Origin of the sequence: Dactylosporangium sp. NPDC005572 (genome assembly GCF_040605515.1) — a bacterium.
GTDB lineage: Bacteria > Actinomycetota > Actinomycetes > Mycobacteriales > Micromonosporaceae > Dactylosporangium.
On the sequence record NZ_JBEXCY010000131.1, the window covers coordinates 1 to 16,529 of the forward strand.

General features: G+C 73.1%; 12 protein-coding genes. 5 read left to right on the forward strand and 7 right to left on the reverse strand.

What is annotated here, in order from left to right; genetic code table 11:
• Positions 1-2,594, reverse strand: a 2,594-nt coding sequence (locus ABZS66_RS41170) for a methylmalonyl-CoA mutase family protein (RefSeq protein ID WP_354767615.1), incomplete at its 3' end; no start/stop codon positions are given.
• A gap of 107 nt (positions 2,595-2,701) precedes the next feature.
• Positions 2,702-3,784 (reverse strand): CaiB/BaiF CoA-transferase family protein, encoded by a 1,083-nt coding sequence (locus tag ABZS66_RS41175; RefSeq protein ID WP_354767617.1) that lies wholly within the window; start codon positions 3,782-3,784, stop codon positions 2,702-2,704.
• Positions 3,785-3,831: 47 nt separating this feature from the next.
• Between ABZS66_RS41175 and ABZS66_RS41180 the strand changes: the two genes are divergently transcribed.
• Positions 3,832-4,626 carry an enoyl-CoA hydratase-related protein gene (locus tag ABZS66_RS41180; protein WP_354767619.1) on the forward strand — a complete coding sequence of 265 codons (795 nt, stop codon included), beginning with the start codon at positions 3,832-3,834 and terminating at the stop codon, positions 4,624-4,626.
• Positions 4,627-4,654: 28 nt separating this feature from the next.
• On the opposite strand, the gene ABZS66_RS41185 is transcribed toward ABZS66_RS41180, so the two are convergent.
• Entirely contained in the window at positions 4,655-5,674 is a 1,020-nt protein-coding gene (locus ABZS66_RS41185) for a phosphotransferase family protein (RefSeq protein WP_354767621.1), read from the reverse strand.
• Between the two features lie 160 nt (positions 5,675-5,834).
• Between ABZS66_RS41185 and ABZS66_RS41190 the strand changes: the two genes are divergently transcribed.
• On the forward strand, positions 5,835-6,644 hold the full coding sequence (locus tag ABZS66_RS41190) for an enoyl-CoA hydratase-related protein (RefSeq protein WP_354767623.1): 810 nt from the start codon (positions 5,835-5,837) through the stop codon (positions 6,642-6,644).
• Positions 6,641-7,396 (forward strand): SDR family NAD(P)-dependent oxidoreductase, encoded by a 756-nt coding sequence (locus ABZS66_RS41195; RefSeq protein ID WP_354767625.1) that lies wholly within the window; start codon positions 6,641-6,643, stop codon positions 7,394-7,396. Before ABZS66_RS41190 ends, ABZS66_RS41195 begins: the two co-directional genes overlap by 4 nt.
• Before the next feature lie 3 nt (positions 7,397-7,399).
• Here the strand turns inward: ABZS66_RS41195 and ABZS66_RS41200 are convergent, their stop codons facing one another.
• Genes ABZS66_RS41200 through ABZS66_RS41210 form a run of 3 tightly spaced genes read right to left on the reverse strand, consistent with a single transcriptional unit; the run spans position 7,400 to position 10,898 of the window.
• Complete coding sequence (locus tag ABZS66_RS41200) at positions 7,400-8,152, reverse strand: crotonase/enoyl-CoA hydratase family protein (RefSeq protein WP_354767627.1); 753 nt, start codon at positions 8,150-8,152, stop codon at positions 7,400-7,402.
• Positions 8,149-10,125 carry a GAF domain-containing protein gene (locus ABZS66_RS41205; RefSeq protein ID WP_354767629.1) on the reverse strand — a complete coding sequence of 659 codons (1,977 nt, stop codon included), beginning with the start codon at positions 10,123-10,125 and terminating at the stop codon, positions 8,149-8,151. The genes ABZS66_RS41200 and ABZS66_RS41205 overlap by 4 nt, the downstream gene beginning before the upstream one ends.
• Entirely contained in the window at positions 10,122-10,898 is a 777-nt protein-coding gene (locus ABZS66_RS41210; RefSeq protein ID WP_354767631.1) for an SDR family NAD(P)-dependent oxidoreductase, read from the reverse strand. Before ABZS66_RS41210 ends, ABZS66_RS41205 begins: the two co-directional genes overlap by 4 nt.
• 352 nt (positions 10,899-11,250) lie before the next feature.
• Here ABZS66_RS41210 and ABZS66_RS41215 point away from each other — a divergent pair, with 352 nt between their 5' ends.
• A complete protein-coding gene (locus ABZS66_RS41215; protein ID WP_354767633.1) occupies positions 11,251-11,847 on the forward strand; it encodes a TetR/AcrR family transcriptional regulator in 597 nt (198 codons plus the stop codon).
• 99 nt (positions 11,848-11,946) lie between these two features.
• The gene (locus ABZS66_RS41220) at positions 11,947-12,762 is read left to right on the forward strand and encodes an SDR family oxidoreductase (RefSeq protein ID WP_354767635.1); all 816 of its coding nucleotides are present in this window, start codon (positions 11,947-11,949) and stop codon (positions 12,760-12,762) included.
• 237 nt (positions 12,763-12,999) lie between these two features.
• Here ABZS66_RS41220 and ABZS66_RS41225 read toward each other — a convergent pair whose 3' ends face one another.
• Positions 13,000-16,518 carry an indolepyruvate ferredoxin oxidoreductase family protein gene (locus ABZS66_RS41225; RefSeq protein WP_354767637.1) on the reverse strand — a complete coding sequence of 1,173 codons (3,519 nt, stop codon included), beginning with the start codon at positions 16,516-16,518 and terminating at the stop codon, positions 13,000-13,002.
• Between the last annotated feature and the right edge of the window lie 11 nt (positions 16,519-16,529).

The window sequence follows — 16,529 nt, forward strand, 5'->3', positions numbered from 1 at the left end:
TCCATCTCCTGCGCGTGCAGCGACCGGCCGGAGGTCTGCACGTGGTACTTCAGCTTCTGCGACCGCTCCCCCGCGCCGTACTTCTCCCGCATCGCGACGGCCCAGATCCGCCGGGCGACCCGCCCGATCACTGAGTACTCGGCGTCCATGCCGTTGGAGAAGAAGAAGGACAGGTTCGGCGCGAAGTCGTCGATCGCCATCCCGCGGGCCAGGTAGGACTCGACGTAGGTGAACCCGTTGGCCAGCGTGAACGCCAGCTGGCTGATCGGGTTCGCCCCGGCCTCGGCGATGTGGTAGCCGGAGATCGACACCGAGTAGAAGTTGCGCACCCGGTGGTCGATGAACCACTGCTGGATGTCGCCCATGCAGCGCAGCGCGAACTCGGTGGAGAAGATGCAGGTGTTCTGGCCCTGGTCCTCCTTGAGGATGTCGGCCTGCACCGTGCCGCGGACGCTGGCCAGCACCCAGGCGCGGATCTCCTCGGCCTGCGCCGCGTCCGGTTCGCGGCCGTGCTCCGCACGGAAGGCGTCGATCCGCTGGTCGATGGCGGTGTTGAGGAACATGGCCAGGATCGCCGGCGCCGGGCCGTTGATCGTCATCGACACCGAGGTGGTCGGGGCGCACAGATCGAACCCGGAGTAGAGCACCTTCATGTCGTCGAGCGTGGCGATCGAGACACCTGAGGTGCCGACCTTGCCGTAGATGTCCGGGCGCGGGTCCGGATCGCGCCCGTAGAGGGTGACCGAGTCGAACGCCGTCGACAGCCGGGTGGCCTCGCCGCCCCGGCTCACCAGCTTGAATCGGCGGTTGGTCCGGAAGGCGTCGCCCTCACCCGCGAACATCCGCGCCGGGGCCTCACCCTCCCGCTTGAACGGGAACACCCCGGCGGTGAACGGGAAGAACCCGGGCAGGTTCTCCCGGCGCAGGAACATGAGCAGCTCCGCCTCGTCGCGGGTGCGCGGCAGCGCCACCCGGCGGACCCGCGAGCCGGACAGGGTCTCCCGGGTCAGTGGCGTGCGGATCTCCCGGTCCCGAACCCGGTAGACGTACTCGTCGCCGGAGTACTCCGCGACCCGCGCCGGCCACGTCGCCAGCAGCTCACGCACCTCCGGCAGCAGCTCGCGGTCGGTGACGGCCGCCAGCTCGCGCACCGGTCCCGCGGCCGGGTCGTCGCCGAGCAGCTCGACCGTCACGCGCAGCGACTGCCGCCGGCGCGCCACCTCGGCCTGCGTGTCGGTCGTCCCGTGATATCCGCGGACCGCGTCGGCGATCTCAGCCAGGTAGCGGGAGCGCGCGGCCGGAACGACGCTGGTCAGCCCGGAGGAGGCGCGGACGTCGACGGCCGGCAGCGTCCCGGTCCCGGCCGGCAGCCCCTTGGCCACCAGCAGGTCCCGCAGGTGCTGGAACAGCGCGGTGACGCCGTCGTCGTTGAACCGGGCGGCACTGGTGCCGAACACCGGCATCTGCTGCCAGGCGACGCCGAACGCCTGCCGGTTGCGCACCAACTGTCTCGCCACGTCGCGGCGGGCGTCCTCCGCCCCGCGCCGCTCGTACTTGTTGATCGCCACGACGTCGGCGAAGTCGAGCATGTCGATCTTCTCCAACTGCGACGCGGCACCGAACTCCGGCGTCATCACGTACAGCGTCACATCGGAGAACGGCACGATCCCCGCGTCGCCCTGGCCGATGCCCGGCGTCTCCACGATCACCAGGTCGAACCCGGCCGCCTTGACCGCGACCAGGATGTCGTCGAGGCGCCCGGGCACCTGCGCGCCGGCGGTGCGGGTGGCCAGCGACCGGAAGAACGTGCGGCTGCCCTGTCCGGTCTCCAGCGCGTTCATCCGGATCCGGTCGCCGAGCAGCGCACCGCCGCCGCGCCGCCGGGTCGGGTCGATCGCCAGGACGGCGACCCGCAGCTTGTCCTCCTGGTCCAGCCGCAGCCGGCGCAGCAGCTCGTCGGTCAGCGACGACTTGCCCGATCCGCCCGTGCCGGTGATGCCCAGGACCGGCACGGTGCGCCCGGCCGCCGCAGCCCGCAACGCTGCGGACAGCTCCGGCGACCGCCCCGTCTCGAGCACCGTGATCGCCCGGGCCAGCGCGGCCGGATCGCCGGCCAGCAGCGCCTTGACGTCCGGACCCGTGCCGGTGAGGTCGACGTCGCAGGCCCGGATCAGCTGGTTGATCATGCCGGGCAGGCCCAGCCGCTGCCCGTCCTCCGGGGAGAAGATCGTGACGCCGCGCTCGCGCAGCAACGCGATCTCCTCCGGCACGATCACGCCGCCCCCGCCGCCGAAGACCCGCACATGGCCGGCGCCGGACTCGGCCAGCCGCTCCACCAGATAGCTGAAGTACTCCACGTGCCCGCCCTGGTAGGAGGAGATCGCCACTCCTTGCGCGTCCTCCTCCAGCGCGGCCCGCACCACGGTGTCCACACTGCGGTCGTGCCCGAGGTGGATCACCTCCGCACCCTGCGCCTGCAGCAGCCGCCGCATCACATTGATTGCCGCGTCGTGCCCGTCGAACAGGCTCGCCGCGGTCACGAACCGGACCGGGTGGGCGGGGACGTGCAACTCGGAGGGTGTGCTGGGAGCCATGCCCACTCCTGATTCCTCTGCCTCGGACGGCCGTCGACGCAGGCCGGGTACTTGGACGTCCATGTACTTTACGACGGAATACTAGGATGTCCAAGTATCGCGTCTCGTCACGGCACGGCCTGCCAGGCCGCCAGCGCGGTGTCCAGATCGGTGTGGACCGCGCCGGCGGACGCGCCGCCGGCAACCGATCGCCCGAAGCGCGGCGCGTGTCCGGCGACAACGTGGCCCTGCGCGAGCCGCAACGCACCGCGCGCGGCCACGTGCGGATCGTGCACGGCCTCGTCGAACGTCAGCACCGGCGTCACGCACGCATCGGTGCCCGCGAAGACCCCGGCCCACTCGTCGCGGGTGCGCGTGCGGAAGACGCTCGCGAACCGTTCGGCCAGGACGGGCCACCCGGCCCGGTCGTACTGCTCCGGCAGCGCCGACCCGGCAAGCCCCAGCCCGTGCAGCAGCAGCGCGTAGAACTTCGGCTCCAGCGCGCCGACGGCCACGCATCGGCCGTCGGCGCACGCATAGGTCCGGTAGAACGGCGCGCCGCCGTCGAGCAGGTTGGCGGCACGGCCCGGGAACCACACGCCCTGCGCCCGCATCTCGAGGATGTGCTGGGCGAGCACGCTCGCGCCGTCCACCATGGCGGCGTCGACGACCTGACCCAGACCCGAGCGACCGCGCTCGACGAGCGCCGCGAGGACCCCCGCCACGAGGAAGAGCGAGCCACCGCCGAAGTCACCCACGAGGTTCAGCGGCGGCACCGGCGCGTCGGGCGGGCCGATCGCGTCGAGCACGCCGGTGACCGAGATGTAGTTCAGATCGTGGCCCGCGGTGCCGGCGCGTGGGCCTTCTTGTCCCCATCCGGTCATCCGCCCGTACACCAGACGGGCATTGCGGCGCAGGCACTCCTCCGGCCCGATCCCGAGCCGCTCGGCCACGCCGGGACGAAAGCCCTCGATCAGCACGTCGGCACAGGCCGCGAGGTCGAGCACGCGGTCGAGATCGCGCTTGAGGTCGGCCTCGACGATGGTCCGGTTCCGCAGGACGTGGCTCGGGAGCTGCTCGGCCGGCGCGCCGGGCCGCTCGACCCGCAGCACCGACGCGCCCATGTCGCCGAGCAGCATCGCCGCGTGCGGGGCCGGACCGATCCCCGCCAGCTCCAGCACACGCAGTCCGGCCAGCGCTCCGTTGGTCACGACTGCTACATTAGTTATCGCTCGCTAAGTACGGAAGGGGAACGCCGGTGCAGCCTGAGGTCCTGGTCGACGCCGGTGATGACGGCATCACGACGGTCACCCTCAACCGCCCGCAGTCGCTGAACGCTCTGAACGAGCCGCTCGTCGCCGGGCTCACCGCGGCGCTCGAAGACATCCGCCGCGACCGGCGCTGCCGGGTCGTCATCCTGACCGGCAGCGGCCGGGCCTTCTGCGCGGGGCTCGACCTCAACGGCTACGGCGCGGACATCGACGGGCAGATGCTGCGGGTGTTCGAGCGCCAGCGGGAGATCGCCGAGCTCGCCCACCGGCTGCACGAGCTGCCGCAGCCGGTGATCGCCGCGGTCAACGGCGCGGCGGCCGGCGGCGGCCTCGCCCTGGTCTGCGCCAGCGACGTGCGGATCGCCGCGGACGGGGCGGTGTTCGCGGTGTCGTTCATCCGCGCCGGCTACTCGGCCTGCGACATCGGCGTCTCCTGGCTGCTGCCCCGGTTGATGGGGGCCGGCCGCGCACACGAGCTCATGCTCACCGGCCGCCGGTTCGACGCGGCCGAGGCCCTGTCGGGCGGGCTGCTGGCCCGGGTCGTCGCCCCGCAGCGGCTGCTCGAGGCGGCCCGGCAGACCGCGTCGGAGATCGTGCGCAACCCACCGGCCTCGGTCGAGCTGACCAAGGTCGGCATGTGGATCGCGATGGAGACGCCCGGCTTCCGCGCCGCGGTCGAGTTCGAGAACCGGCAACAGATGGTCGCCGCGATGACCGAGGATCAGGCGGAAGCCGCGCGGGCCTTCCTGGAGAAGCGCGCCCCGACGTACCACCGCCGCTGAGGCGCACCCGCGGGCCCAGGCCGCGGGTTCAGCCCAGTCGGGCGAATGCGTCGCGCGCCGCCTCCGCGAAGCGCACCACGCGCTCACCCTCGGCCGCGGGGTCGACGCCGTCGTCGCCCATGACGCCCGCGCTGTAGCGCACGAAGATGCCCTCGAAGATGCAGGCGAGCCGCCACAGCGCGAACGCCTGGTACCACGGCAGGTCGGAGACGTCCCGGCCGGTGCCGGCCTGATATGCCGCCACCAGCTCCTCGCGCGACGCGAATCCCGGATGCGCCGTCGGCGACTCCAGCAACTCCGCCTCGCCCGGCTGCCGCCAGGTGGCGACCAGCCAGCCGAGGTCGGCCAGGGTGTCGCCGAGGGTGGCCAGCTCCCAGTCGAGGACCGCGTTGATCCGGCCTTCCGGGCTGAGCAGCACGTTGCCGGGGCGGAAGTCGCCGTGGACCAGGCCCGTGAACCGCTGCGGAGGGATGGTCCGCGCAAGCTGGTCGTGCAGCTCCTCGACGAGCGGGAGCCCGCGGCGGGTCGTCAGGCGGAACTGCCGCAGCCAGCGGCGCAGCTGGCGCGCGCCGTAGTCGTCGCGCCGGCCGAGGTCGCCCAGGCCCACGGCGTCGACGTCGACGCGTTGGACGGCGGTCAGCACACGCACCAGGTCGGTCGAGGCTCCGCGGCGCGCGGGCACCGGATAGCCGGCGCCGTCCTCGTCGCCGGCGAGGACCGTGCCCGGCACCAGGCTCATCACGTAGAACGGCGCGCCCAGCACGGTCTCGTCGGTGCACAGGCCGTGCGCGACGGGCACCGGGACGTCCGTCGTCGCGAGGCCGGTGATGATGCGGTACTCCCGGCCGACGTCGTGGGCGCTCTGCAGCACACCGCCGGTCGGCGGGCGGCGCAGTACGTAACGGTCGCCGGTGCCGTCCGCGACGCGGTACGTGAGGTTGGACCGGCCGCCGGCGATGAGCGTCAGCCGTGGCGGGCCGTCCAGTGCGATGCCGGTGCCGGCGCACCACGCGGCCAGGCCGGCCGTCGCGCTCGTGTCGAACTCCATCGGCTCCATCCTCGATGCCGGGTCGCCCAGGGCGTCACCGACGAGTAGAGCAGCCATCGCCGCCGGCGGCCATGATCGCGGTGATCATGGTTTGGAGGTTTCTCCAGGCCCGCCGCCCGACCGCACCCGCACCGGCGCCGCACGCGCCTAAGGTGCGGACATGACGGTCTGGATCGACGAGGACTACGTGCCCTCCCTCGGAGTAGCGCGGGCCGGTGGCGCCGTACGGATCGAGCTGCGCCGGCCCGGCTCGCTCAACGCGTTCGACACGCCGACCGCGAAGGCCTTCCGGGACCTGCTGCAGCGGCTCGGCGACGACGCCGCGGTGCGCAGCGTGCTGATCACCGGTGCCGGCCGGGCGTTCAGTGCCGGCGCCGACGTCAAGACGCAGTTCGGCGACGAGGCGGCCCGCGACGTCGTCGAGACGGAGCTGCGGGAGATCACCACGCCGACGATCCTGGCGCTGCGCCGGATGGCCAAGCCGGTGATCGCCGCGGTCAACGGGCCGGCCGCCGGGCTCGGCTGCTCACTGGCGCTGGCCTGCGATCTCGTGCTGGCCGCCGAGTCCGCGCACTTCCTGCTGGCCTTCGCCAACATCGGGCTGACGCCCGACGGCGGCGCGAGCCTCCTCGTGCCGGCCCGGGTCGGCCTCGGCCGGGCCTTCGTCCTCGCGCTGCTGGCCGAGCGCCTGCCCGCGCGCGAGGCACTCGGCTGGGGGCTGGCCGACCGGGTGCTCCCGGACGCCGACCTGCGCGCCACCGCGGAGGCACTGGCGCTGCGGCTGGCCACCGGTCCGACAAGCGCGTTCGCGGCGACCAAGGAAGCGATCAACCGCAGCACGCTGGGCGGTCTCGCCGATGCACTGGAGACGGAGGCGAGGCTGCAGGGCGGCCTGGTGCGCAGCGCCGACTTCCTCGAAGGTACCGCCGCCTTCGCCGCGAAACGCTCACCGAAGTTCGCCGGCCGATGAGCGCCGGACCGGGCCGCCGGGCCCTCGTCACGGGCGCCAGCCGCGGCATCGGCCAGGCCGTCGCGGTGGCCCTCGCCGCGGCGGGTCACACCGTCGCCGGCTCCGCCCGCACGGTCCCGGCGACCGCTGCGGACGGCGTGATCGGCGTCCCGTGCGACATGGACGACCTGTCCGCGGTCGCGGCGCTGCCCGCGCGGGCGGCCGAGGCCCTGGGCGGGCCGGTGGAGATCCTCGTGCACTGCGCGGGGATCACGCGTCCGGCGCGGGTGACCGACATCGCGCTCGACGACTGGGACACGGTGATGCGGGTGAACGTGACCTCGGCGCTGCAGCTCGCGCAGGGCTGCGTGCCCGCCATGGTCGGCGCCGGGTGGGGGCGCGTCGTCACGATCGGGTCGCTGTACTCCCGGATGGGCGGCCGCTTCGCCGGCGCCTACGCCGCCAGCAAGCACGCGCTGCTCGGCCTGACCCGGGTGCTCGCCCTGGAACTGGCCACCAAGGGCGTCACCGCCAACGTGGTCGTGCCCGGCTGGACCGACACGGAGATGGTCCGCGCCGAGGCCCGCAGCGTGGCCACAGCCAACGGCTACGGCGAGGACGAGGCGCTGCGGCGCTTCCTGCGCGGGCAGCCGCTGGGCAGGATGGTGACGCCGGCGGAGGTCGCCGCACTGGTCACCTTCCTGTGCGGCGACCCGGCGGCGTCGATCACCGGCCAGGCGATCAACGTCGACGGCGGCAGCCTGCAGTCCTGAACGCTACCGTCCCGTCCACTGTGGAGCCCGCTTCTCGGCGAACGCCAGCGCGCCCTCCCGGCCGTCGGCGGAGTCCAGCACCGCCCGCAGCAGCGGCGTCTGGTGCTCGAAGAACTCCTGCTCGGTGCGGCCCTGCATCTGGCGGATCAGGTGCTTGGAGCAGCGCACGCCCAGCGGTGCGTTCGCCGCGATCCGCTCGGCCAGCGTGGTCGCCTCGGCCAGCGCGCCGCCCGGCTCCGCCAGCCGCGCCAGGAGGCCGTGCTCCCAGAAGCGCTCGGCCGGAATCAGGTCGCCGGTAAGCGCCATCTCCATCGCCATCGCGTACGGCAGCCGGCGGGGCAGCCGCAGCAGCCCGCCGCCGCCGGCGAACAGCCCGACCTTCACCTCGGGGATGCCAAGCTTCGCGCCGCGCGCGGCGACCAGCAGGTCGCAGGTGAGGGCGATCTCCAGGCCGCCGGCCACCGCGAATCCCTCGATGGCGGCGATCAGCGGCTTCTGCGTGCCCAGCTGGAAGAACTCCTCGATGCCGCGCGGGTCGCCTTCACGGGTGAACGCCTTGAGGTCCATGCCCGCGCAGAAACCGCGACCGGCCCCGCTCACCACGCCGACGGTCAGGTCGTCGCGGGAGTCCAGCAGCCGTCCGGCGGCGAGCAGCCCTTCGCCGAGCGCGCTGTCGATGGCGTTCATGGCGTCGGGCCGGTTGAGCGTGATGAACAGGATCCGGCCGCGGATCTCGGTGAGTACGGCGGTTGTCATGCGGCGCTCCCCGGATGCGGTACGGGCTCGTCGAACATCGGCTCGTGCTCCTTCGTCTCGGGCTGGTCGGTGCCGGCGACTGTGGATCTCGACAACCCGGCGGGTCCGCCGTACAGGCGCAGCACCTGGATCGCCAGGCAGGCGCCGAACAACGAGTCGACACGCTCCGGATCGATCGCGGACAGCTCGCGGATGCGGTTGAGCCGGTACCGGACCGTGTTCTCGTGGACGTCGAGCGCCGCGGCGGTGGAGCGGATGCGGGCCTGGCAGTCGATGTACGCCGCGATCGTCCCGACGAGGCTGCCACCCGTCGCCGCGTCGTGCGCCACGAGCGGGGCCAGCAGGTCTTCGGCGTGCCGGTGTGCCCCGGCCAGGCCGTCGCGCTGGTTGACCAGCCGGACGAGCTCGAAGTCGCGGGCGAAGGCCAGCCGGCGGCCGGCGTCGGCGTGCCCGAGCAGGCCGGCGACCTCGCGCGCCCGCTCCGCCCGCGCCGGCAGGTCGGCCAGCGCCCGGCACGGTTCGGAGGCGACCGCGTGGACGACCCCGTGCACCCGCACGAGCTCGCCGAACGCCGTGGCGAGCCGCGCCCGGAAGCCCGCCTCCCACGCGTCGCCGGCGGCCGGGACCTCGATGAGCAGCAGGTCGTCGCCGGCCGTGCCGGTGTGCGCGACGCAGCGGGTGCCGGCGGCGAGGTGGCGGCCCACGACTTCGGCCGCGGCGGCACCGCCGGTCCCGTCGACGGCGTACCGCAACAGCAGGACGAGGTGGCGCTGCTGGACGTCGACACCGAGCGCGGCCGCTGTGCCGGCGAGCCGGGCCGCGTCACGGCGGCCGTGGAGCAGGTCGGCCAGGTAGTCCGCCCGCTCGTACTGCGGGCGGGATGCTGTCAGCAGCTTGAGCGCGACCGCGGTCGCCGCCTGTTCGAGCGCCGTCGCGTCGGCCGGGCGCAGCCCGCCGCCGAGCTCGCACAGCTCGAGGTACCCGGCGCACGCGCCGTCGACGACCAGCCTGACGAACAGGCGCCGGCAGCCCAGTTCCGGGCCGGCCCGCAGCAGACTGCTCGGGCTGCCGTGGTCGAGCTCGGCAAGGACGCGGCTGACCTGGGGCAGGCAGCGCTGCGACGCGGTCAGGCCGGGGCCGCCGGGCAGGGCGAGCGACGGCGGGGCGGCCCAGGCGACGACGGCCAGCTCCGGGTCGTACAGGACGACCGGCTTGCCGAGCAGCTCCGCGGTCAGGCCCAGCATCTCGCCGATCTCGGCGCCGTCGAGGACCGCGTGGGTGAGCCGGCTGTACAGCGCCTGCGCGGCACCCAGGATCGTCCGGTCGTGTTCGATGGTCCGGGCGCGGCGGGCGAGCTGCTGGTACAGCCAGGCCTGACGGACCGCGATGGCGACGAGACCGGCGAACGCCTGGGCGAGCGAGATGTCACGGGTCGTGTAGAGGTGTCCCTGTGCCTGGTTGTCCAGGTAGATGATGCCGATGACCTCGCCGTCGACGACCAGCGGCACGCCGAGCATGTCGCGGACGCCCCAGCGGCGCATCGTCCGGCGGACGGTGCGCGGGTCGGTCATCGCCCCCTGCACGACCACCGGGGACGCGGAGCCGACGATCTCGGCCGTGAACAGGTCGTGCTCCCCGCCCGAGACGAGCCGGCGCACACCGGCGTCGATGTTGTGCCGCGCGGCGCTGTAACCGACCCGCCCCTGGAACCGGCCGTCGGTGCGGCGCAGGTACACCGAGCACCGGCGCACACCGAGCAGCTCGCACAGGCGCTGCCCGGCCCGGCGCAGCACGTCGTCGAGCGGCACCCGCTCGTTCGCGGCCAGCAGTGCGACCTCCTCGAAGGCCGCGACGGCCTCGGCGTAGACGTCGCCGGCACCGTCGGGCGCCCGTTCGGCGCGCCGGGGGGCCGGGTCGCCGCCTCCGGGCCGCGCCGCGACGCCGGCGACCCGGCCGGTCAACGGGCGGGTCAACGGGCGGCCATCCGGATCCCGCCGTCGAGCCGGATCGTCTCCGCGTTGATCATCGGGTTGACGATGATGTGCTCGACCAGCGCCGCGTACTCGGACGGACGGCCGAGCCGGCTCGGATGAGGCACCTGCTGGGCGAGCGAGGCCTGCGCGGCCTCGGGCAGGCTTTCCAGCAGCGGCGTGGCGAACAGTCCCGGTGCGATCGTGTTCACTCGGATCTGGCTCCGGGCGAGCTCCCGCGCGATGGGGAGGGTCATACCCACGATCCCCGCCTTCGAGGCGGCATAGGCCGCCTGGCCGATCTGGCCGTCGTACGCGGCGACCGACGCGGTGTTGACGATGACGCCGCGCTCCTCGCCGTCGAACTCCAGCCCGAGCAGGTGCTGGGCCGCCAGCCGGATGACGTTGAACGTGCCGACCAGGTTCACCTCGACGGTCCGCCGGAACAGGTCGATGGGGAACGGCCCGTCGCGGCCGACCACCTTGGCCGGCGGGCCGATGCCCGCGCAGTTCACCACGACGCGCAGCGGCTTGCCGATCGAGGCACCGTGCTCGGCGGCGGTCGCGACGGCGTTTCCGACGGCTTCGGGGTCGGTCACGTCACCGGCGGCGAACGCGGCCCGGGGGCCGAGGCGGTCCACCGCGCCCTTGCCGTCCGACTGCGGCAGGTCCAGGATGACGACCGCCGCATCGGCGGCGATGAGTCGCTCGGCCGTGGCCAGTCCGAGACCGGACGCGCCCCCGGTGATGAGGGCTGTTACGGAGCCGATTTCCATGTCGTACCTTTCGTCCGTGCCCCGCCCGGTGACGGGCGGCAGCCGGGTGGCAGTGGTAGCGACGCCGTCGCCGGCCACTGTGCGACGAACGGCGGCCCGCGTCGGCGCTCCGGGCCGATCGCGGCCGGCCGCACGGGAACCTGACCGGTGTGCGGTCCGCACCTGGGCCCCGCCGACTTACTTATCGCTCGCTAAAATCTAGGTCGTCGGGCGCGAGCCGGTCAAGGCACGAGCCGCCCGATCGTCGTGCAACCATTGAGTACCGAGCCGAGGAGACCGCATGCCCCGTCGCTCCGCCGTTGGCACGGAGACAGCCGGCGTCCAGACGTGGCGACAGCCACCGGATCTGGGATTGACACCGATCCTGTCGCACGCCCTGGACGCGTTCTGCGAGACGGGCTACCACGGCACGACGGTGCGGGACATTGCGCGCAGGGTCGGCATGACCGTGCCCGCGCTGTACTACCACCATCAGAACAAGGAAGCCATCTTCGTCGCGCTGCTCGACGTGTCGATCACCCGGGTCCGGCAGCTCTGCGAGGAGGCCCTGCGCGACGCCGGCGACGACCCGGCGGCCCGCTTCCTCAACCTCGTCGAGTGCCTCGTGCTCTACATGGCGAACAGCACGAAGATCGCCTACCTCGACCACGAGTTCCGCGTGCTCAGTCCCGAGCACCGCAAGTCGTACAGCGACAAGCGGCGCGACGTGGAGCGGCTGCTGCTGGGCACGATCCAGGACGGCGTCGACGCCGGGTGCTTCGACGTCGCCGCGCCCGCCGACACCGCACGCGCCCTGCTGGGCATGATCCAGGCGGTGGCGACGTGGTTCCAGCCCGGTGGGCGGCTGTCCGCCCACAGCGTCGCGCTGCGCTACCTGGACATCGCCGCGCACACCGTAGGCGCGACGCCTGAAGTGCTCCGCCGGGTCCGTGGCGCCGCCCGCCGGTGACCCGGTCCGTTTACTTGACACTTGTGTCAAGTAACTGGAACACTCGGTTCACCGCCGACACCTGACGGCGAACCTCTGTCTTCGGTTGGGGGCTGACGCATGCTCGGTCTGGTATCCAGGGATCTGCTCCGCGACCGGACCGTCTTCGTGAGTGGCGGCGGCAGCGGCGTCAACCTGGCCATCGCCAAGGCGTGCGCGTCGGTCGGGGCCAATCTGGTCATCTGCGGCCGCACCGAGGAGAAGCTGAAGGCGGCCACCGAGGAGCTCGAGGGCTGCGGGGCACGGGCCGCCTATGCCGTCGCCGACGTGCGCGACGCCGGCGCCGTGGCCGCCGCCCTCGCCGTGGCCGCCGACCGTTTCGGCCCGATCGACGCGCTGGTCTGCGGCGCCGCGGGCAACTTCCTCGCCCCGGCCGAGCGGATCAGCTCCAACGGGTTCCGCGCGGTCATGGACATCGACCTGCTCGGCAGCTTCCACTGCGCGCACGCCGCGTTCGAGCAACTGCGCCAGACCCGCGGCACCATCCTGTTCGTGTCCGGCGGCCAGTCGCAGATGCCGTTCCTGCACCAGGTCCACGTGGCGGCCGCGAAGGCCGGCGTCGACCAGCTGATGCGGTCGCTGGCGCTGGAGTGGGGCCCGTACGGCATCCGGTCCAACTCGATCGTGCCGGGTCCGGTGAACGGCACCGAGGGCATGCGCCGGCTGGCCGAGAGCGCGACCGAGGAGGTCTGGGCGGAGATGGTGCCGCTCGGCCGGCTCGCCGAGGCCGAGGAGATCGGGACCATGGCCGCCGTGCTCATCTCGCCGCTCGCCGCCTACGTCAACGGCGCCCAGGTCGTCGTGGACGGTGGCATGGCGATGTCCGGCTCATCCGCCTTCAACCGCGCCGTCACCGCCGCCACGCCGGCCTCCTGACGACCGCCGGGCCGGCACCGCCACTGCGCGGAACCGCCCGCCACCGTCCGGAACTGCCCGGAACCGCCCGGCACCGCCCGGCGGCGGTGCGGCAGGCGCGGTCACGTCCGCACCTGCACGGCAACCCTCGCCGGTCACCTCTTCACACGCGCATCGTCTCGCGGCCTCGGCACGCCAAGCGGCCCGGGTTCGACGTTGACCACAAGGGTCATCCGCCGAACCCGGGCAGCGGGCGGGCTACGCGTCCGGTGGGAGGTCGGTCAGCGACGGCGGGAAGCCGGCGCTGATGCCGAGCGCGCGGGCCTGGGAGTCGACCGCCTCCACGTAGCGCGCGACGTTGCGCAGCTTGACGTGCTCGTAGCCACGGACGGTGTCGGCGGCGCCGAGCAGGCGGACCAGACCGTCCACGGTGCCGGGGCTGACCGCGCCGGCCGCCGCCTCGGCCAGTGCCCGATAGTGGGTCACGAGGTCGCGCTCGACCCGGCGGACGTGTGCGTAGCCGAAGACGTCGAGCCTGGTGTGGCGGACCCGCTTCAGCACGGCCAGGGCGGAGAACGCCGGGCGGAACCACGGACCGAGGCGGATCTTCGACCGCATGCCCATCGCCCGCAGCATGGGCGGATGCAGGTACCAGAACACCTTCGCACCCGTGCCGAACTCGCGCTCCACCTGCTCGCGGCTGGCGTCGAGCAGATGCAGCCGGGCCACCTCGTACTCGTCCTTGTACGCCATCAGCCGGTGCAGCTGGGTGGCGGCTGCGGTCGTGAGCGGACCGGCCGCGCCGGTCGCCGACGCCTCGGCCGTGGCCACCCGCTCGACGACGTCCAGGTAGGCGTGGGCGTAGGCGGCGTCCTGGTACGACACGAGGTCACCGGCGCGGGTCTCGAGCAGCTGGCGCAGGGCGGGCGCGTCGCGGACCAACCCGGTCACGCGCTCGGCCACCGCCGCCGGCATCGGCAGCCGGCCGAGGCGCCGCTGCCGGGCCTCGACCAGCGCTGCCACCGCCGCCGGATCGGCCACGGCGACCCGGCCCCAACGGAACGCCTCCACGTTCGCCTCGATCGCCGTGCCGTTGAGCCGGAACGCCTCCTCGACGGAGGCCGCCGACAGCGGCAGCGCACCGCTCTGCACCGCGGCGCCGACGAGCACGCTGTTGGTCATCAGATGGTTGCCGAACACCGCGTCGGCGACCGCCTCCGGGTTGAGGAAGACGTTCTCCGCGGCCCGGGTCACCGCGCCGAGCTCGCCGACCTGAGCGTCGAGCGACGGGTAGGCGACGCTCGGGTCGACCGCCATGTCCGCGGTCGGGGTCGGGCTGAGCGAGCCGACGGCGACGGTCCGCCCCGGCGACGCCTTGGCGAGGACCCGGGGGTTCATGGCGGCCAGCAGGTCGAAGACCAGCAGCAGGTCGGCCCCGCCGTCCGCGATCTGGGCGGCGGGTTCGGCCCCGGGATCGGTGTAGACCTGCAGCTGGGACACCACCGGACCGGCCTTCTGGCTGGAGCCGGTGAGGTCGAGGTTGCGCACGAGCTTGCCGTCGAGGACGGCCGCGGTCGCCAGCACCTGGCTCACGGTGACCACGCCGGTGCCGCCGATACCGGTCATGTGCACGTTGAACGCGCCGGTGGGCACCTTGGCCACCGGGGCCGGAACGGACGGCGCCGGCTTCGCCTTCGTCCGCGGCTGCCGGGCCTTGCGGGTCTCCACCCGCATGAACGACGGGCAGTCGCCGTTGACGCAGGAGTAGTCGAAGTTGCACGACGACTGGTGGATCGCCGTCTTGCGGCCGAACTCGGTCTCGACCGGCTGCACGCTCAGGCACTGCGACTTGGCACTGCAGTCACCGCAGCCCTCGCAGACCCGGTCGTTGATGAGCACCCGCTGGGTCGGCTGGACCATCTGCCGGCGCTTGCGCAGCCGGCGCTTCTCGGCCGCACAGTGCTGGTCGTGCAGCAGCACGGTGACGCCCGGCGTCGCGGCCAGCGTCTCCTGGGCCTCGATGAGCCGGTCGCGCTTCCAGACCTGTACGCCGCGGGGCAGCCGGATCCGGCGGTACTTGCGGGTGTCGTCGGTCGTGATGAGGACCCGCGCGACGCCCTCGGCGCGCAGCATCGTCACCAGCCGCGGCACGTCCAGCACGCCCTCCACGTGCTGCCCGCCGGTCATACCGACCGCGCTGTTGTAGAGCAGCTTGTAGGTGATGTTCACGCCGGCCGCGACCGCCTGGCGCAGCGCGAGGCTGCCGGAGTGGTGGAAGGTCCCGTCGCCGACGTTCTGGAAGATGTGCCGGGTCGAGGTGAACGGGGCCATGCCGACCCATTGCGCGCCTTCGCCGCCCATCTGGGTGTAGCCGGCCATGGTGCCGTACTCCTCGCGCGGCACGACCAGCTCGAGGATGTGGCAGCCGATGCCGGCCGCGACGACCGCGCCGTCCGGGGCGACGAGCGAGCTGTTGTGCGGGCAGCCGGAGCAGAAGAACGGCTTGCGCGAGGTGACCAGCGGCAGCAGCGGCCGCGTCCGGCGCTGCTCCGGCAGCCTGACCACGGCGCCCAACCGGGCGGCCAGCGGCGGACCGAGCGCGGCGGCGAGCTGGTCGGCGCCGAACACGCCGTACTCGGGCAGCAGCTCCCGGCCGTCGGGGTCGGTCTTGCCGAAGATCGCCGGCGCGCCCGGCTGCCCGTACAGCGCCTCCTTGAGCATCCGCTCGATCAGCGGCCGTTTCTCCTCGACCACGAAGATCTGTTCCAGCCCGTCGGCGAAGGCCCGCCACTCCGCCGTGGACACCGGCCACAGCGCCGTCACCTTCTTGACCCGGACGCCGGCCCGCAGCAGGGCGGCCTCGTCCAGGCCGAGCCGGTCCAGGGCGCGCCGCACGTCGTAGTAGGTCGTGCCGGGCGCGACGATGCCGACCGTCGCGTCCTGCGGCGCGACGACGAGCGGGTTGAGCCGGTTCGCCTCGATGTAGGCCTCGGCGATCCGCCGCCGCGCGGTCACCAGGTCCCGCTCGGCCTCGCGCATCGGCGGCCCGGGTGTGTTCACCCGCAGTACCGGCGTGAACGACGTCGGCGGCGGCGGCACGACCGTCAGCCGCTCGGGCGAGACGTCGGCGGAGCCGGACGCGTCGGCCAGCTCGGTGACCATCTTGAAGCCCACCCACAGGCCGCTGGCCCGCGACAGCGCGAAGCCGTGCGCGCCGAGGTCCAGGATGTCCTGCACGCTGCCGGGGAACAGCAGCGGCATTCCCCAGTCGATGAACGCGCCGTTGCTGTCGGTCGGGAAGTTGGTCGACGCCGCGTCCGGGTCGTCGCCGGCCACCACGAGCACGCCGCCGTGGCGCGCGACGCCCCGGATGTTGGCCGTGCGCAGCGCGTCGCCGGCCCGGTCCACGCCCGGAGCCTTGCCGAACCACAGGCCGAACACGCCATCGACGGTCGCGCCGGGCAGCTCGTTGACCGTCTGGCTGCCCCACAGCGCGGTCGCGGCGAGGTCCTCGTTGAGGCCCGGCTGGTGGCGGATGTGGTGCGCGGTCAGGAGCTTGCGCTGCCGCTCCATCTCGATGTCGACGCCGCCCAGCGGCGAGCCGGGGTAGCCCGAGACCAGCCCGGCGGTGTCGAGGCCGGCGGCCTCGTCCCGCCGCCGCTGGTCGACCAGGACGCGGACCAGCGCCTGGATCGCGGTCAGGTACACCGCACCGGAGCGCTGCTCGAACCGGTCCTGCAGCGAGAATTCCGATCCGCGCTCGTTCGTGATGGTCATGGGCATCCCCA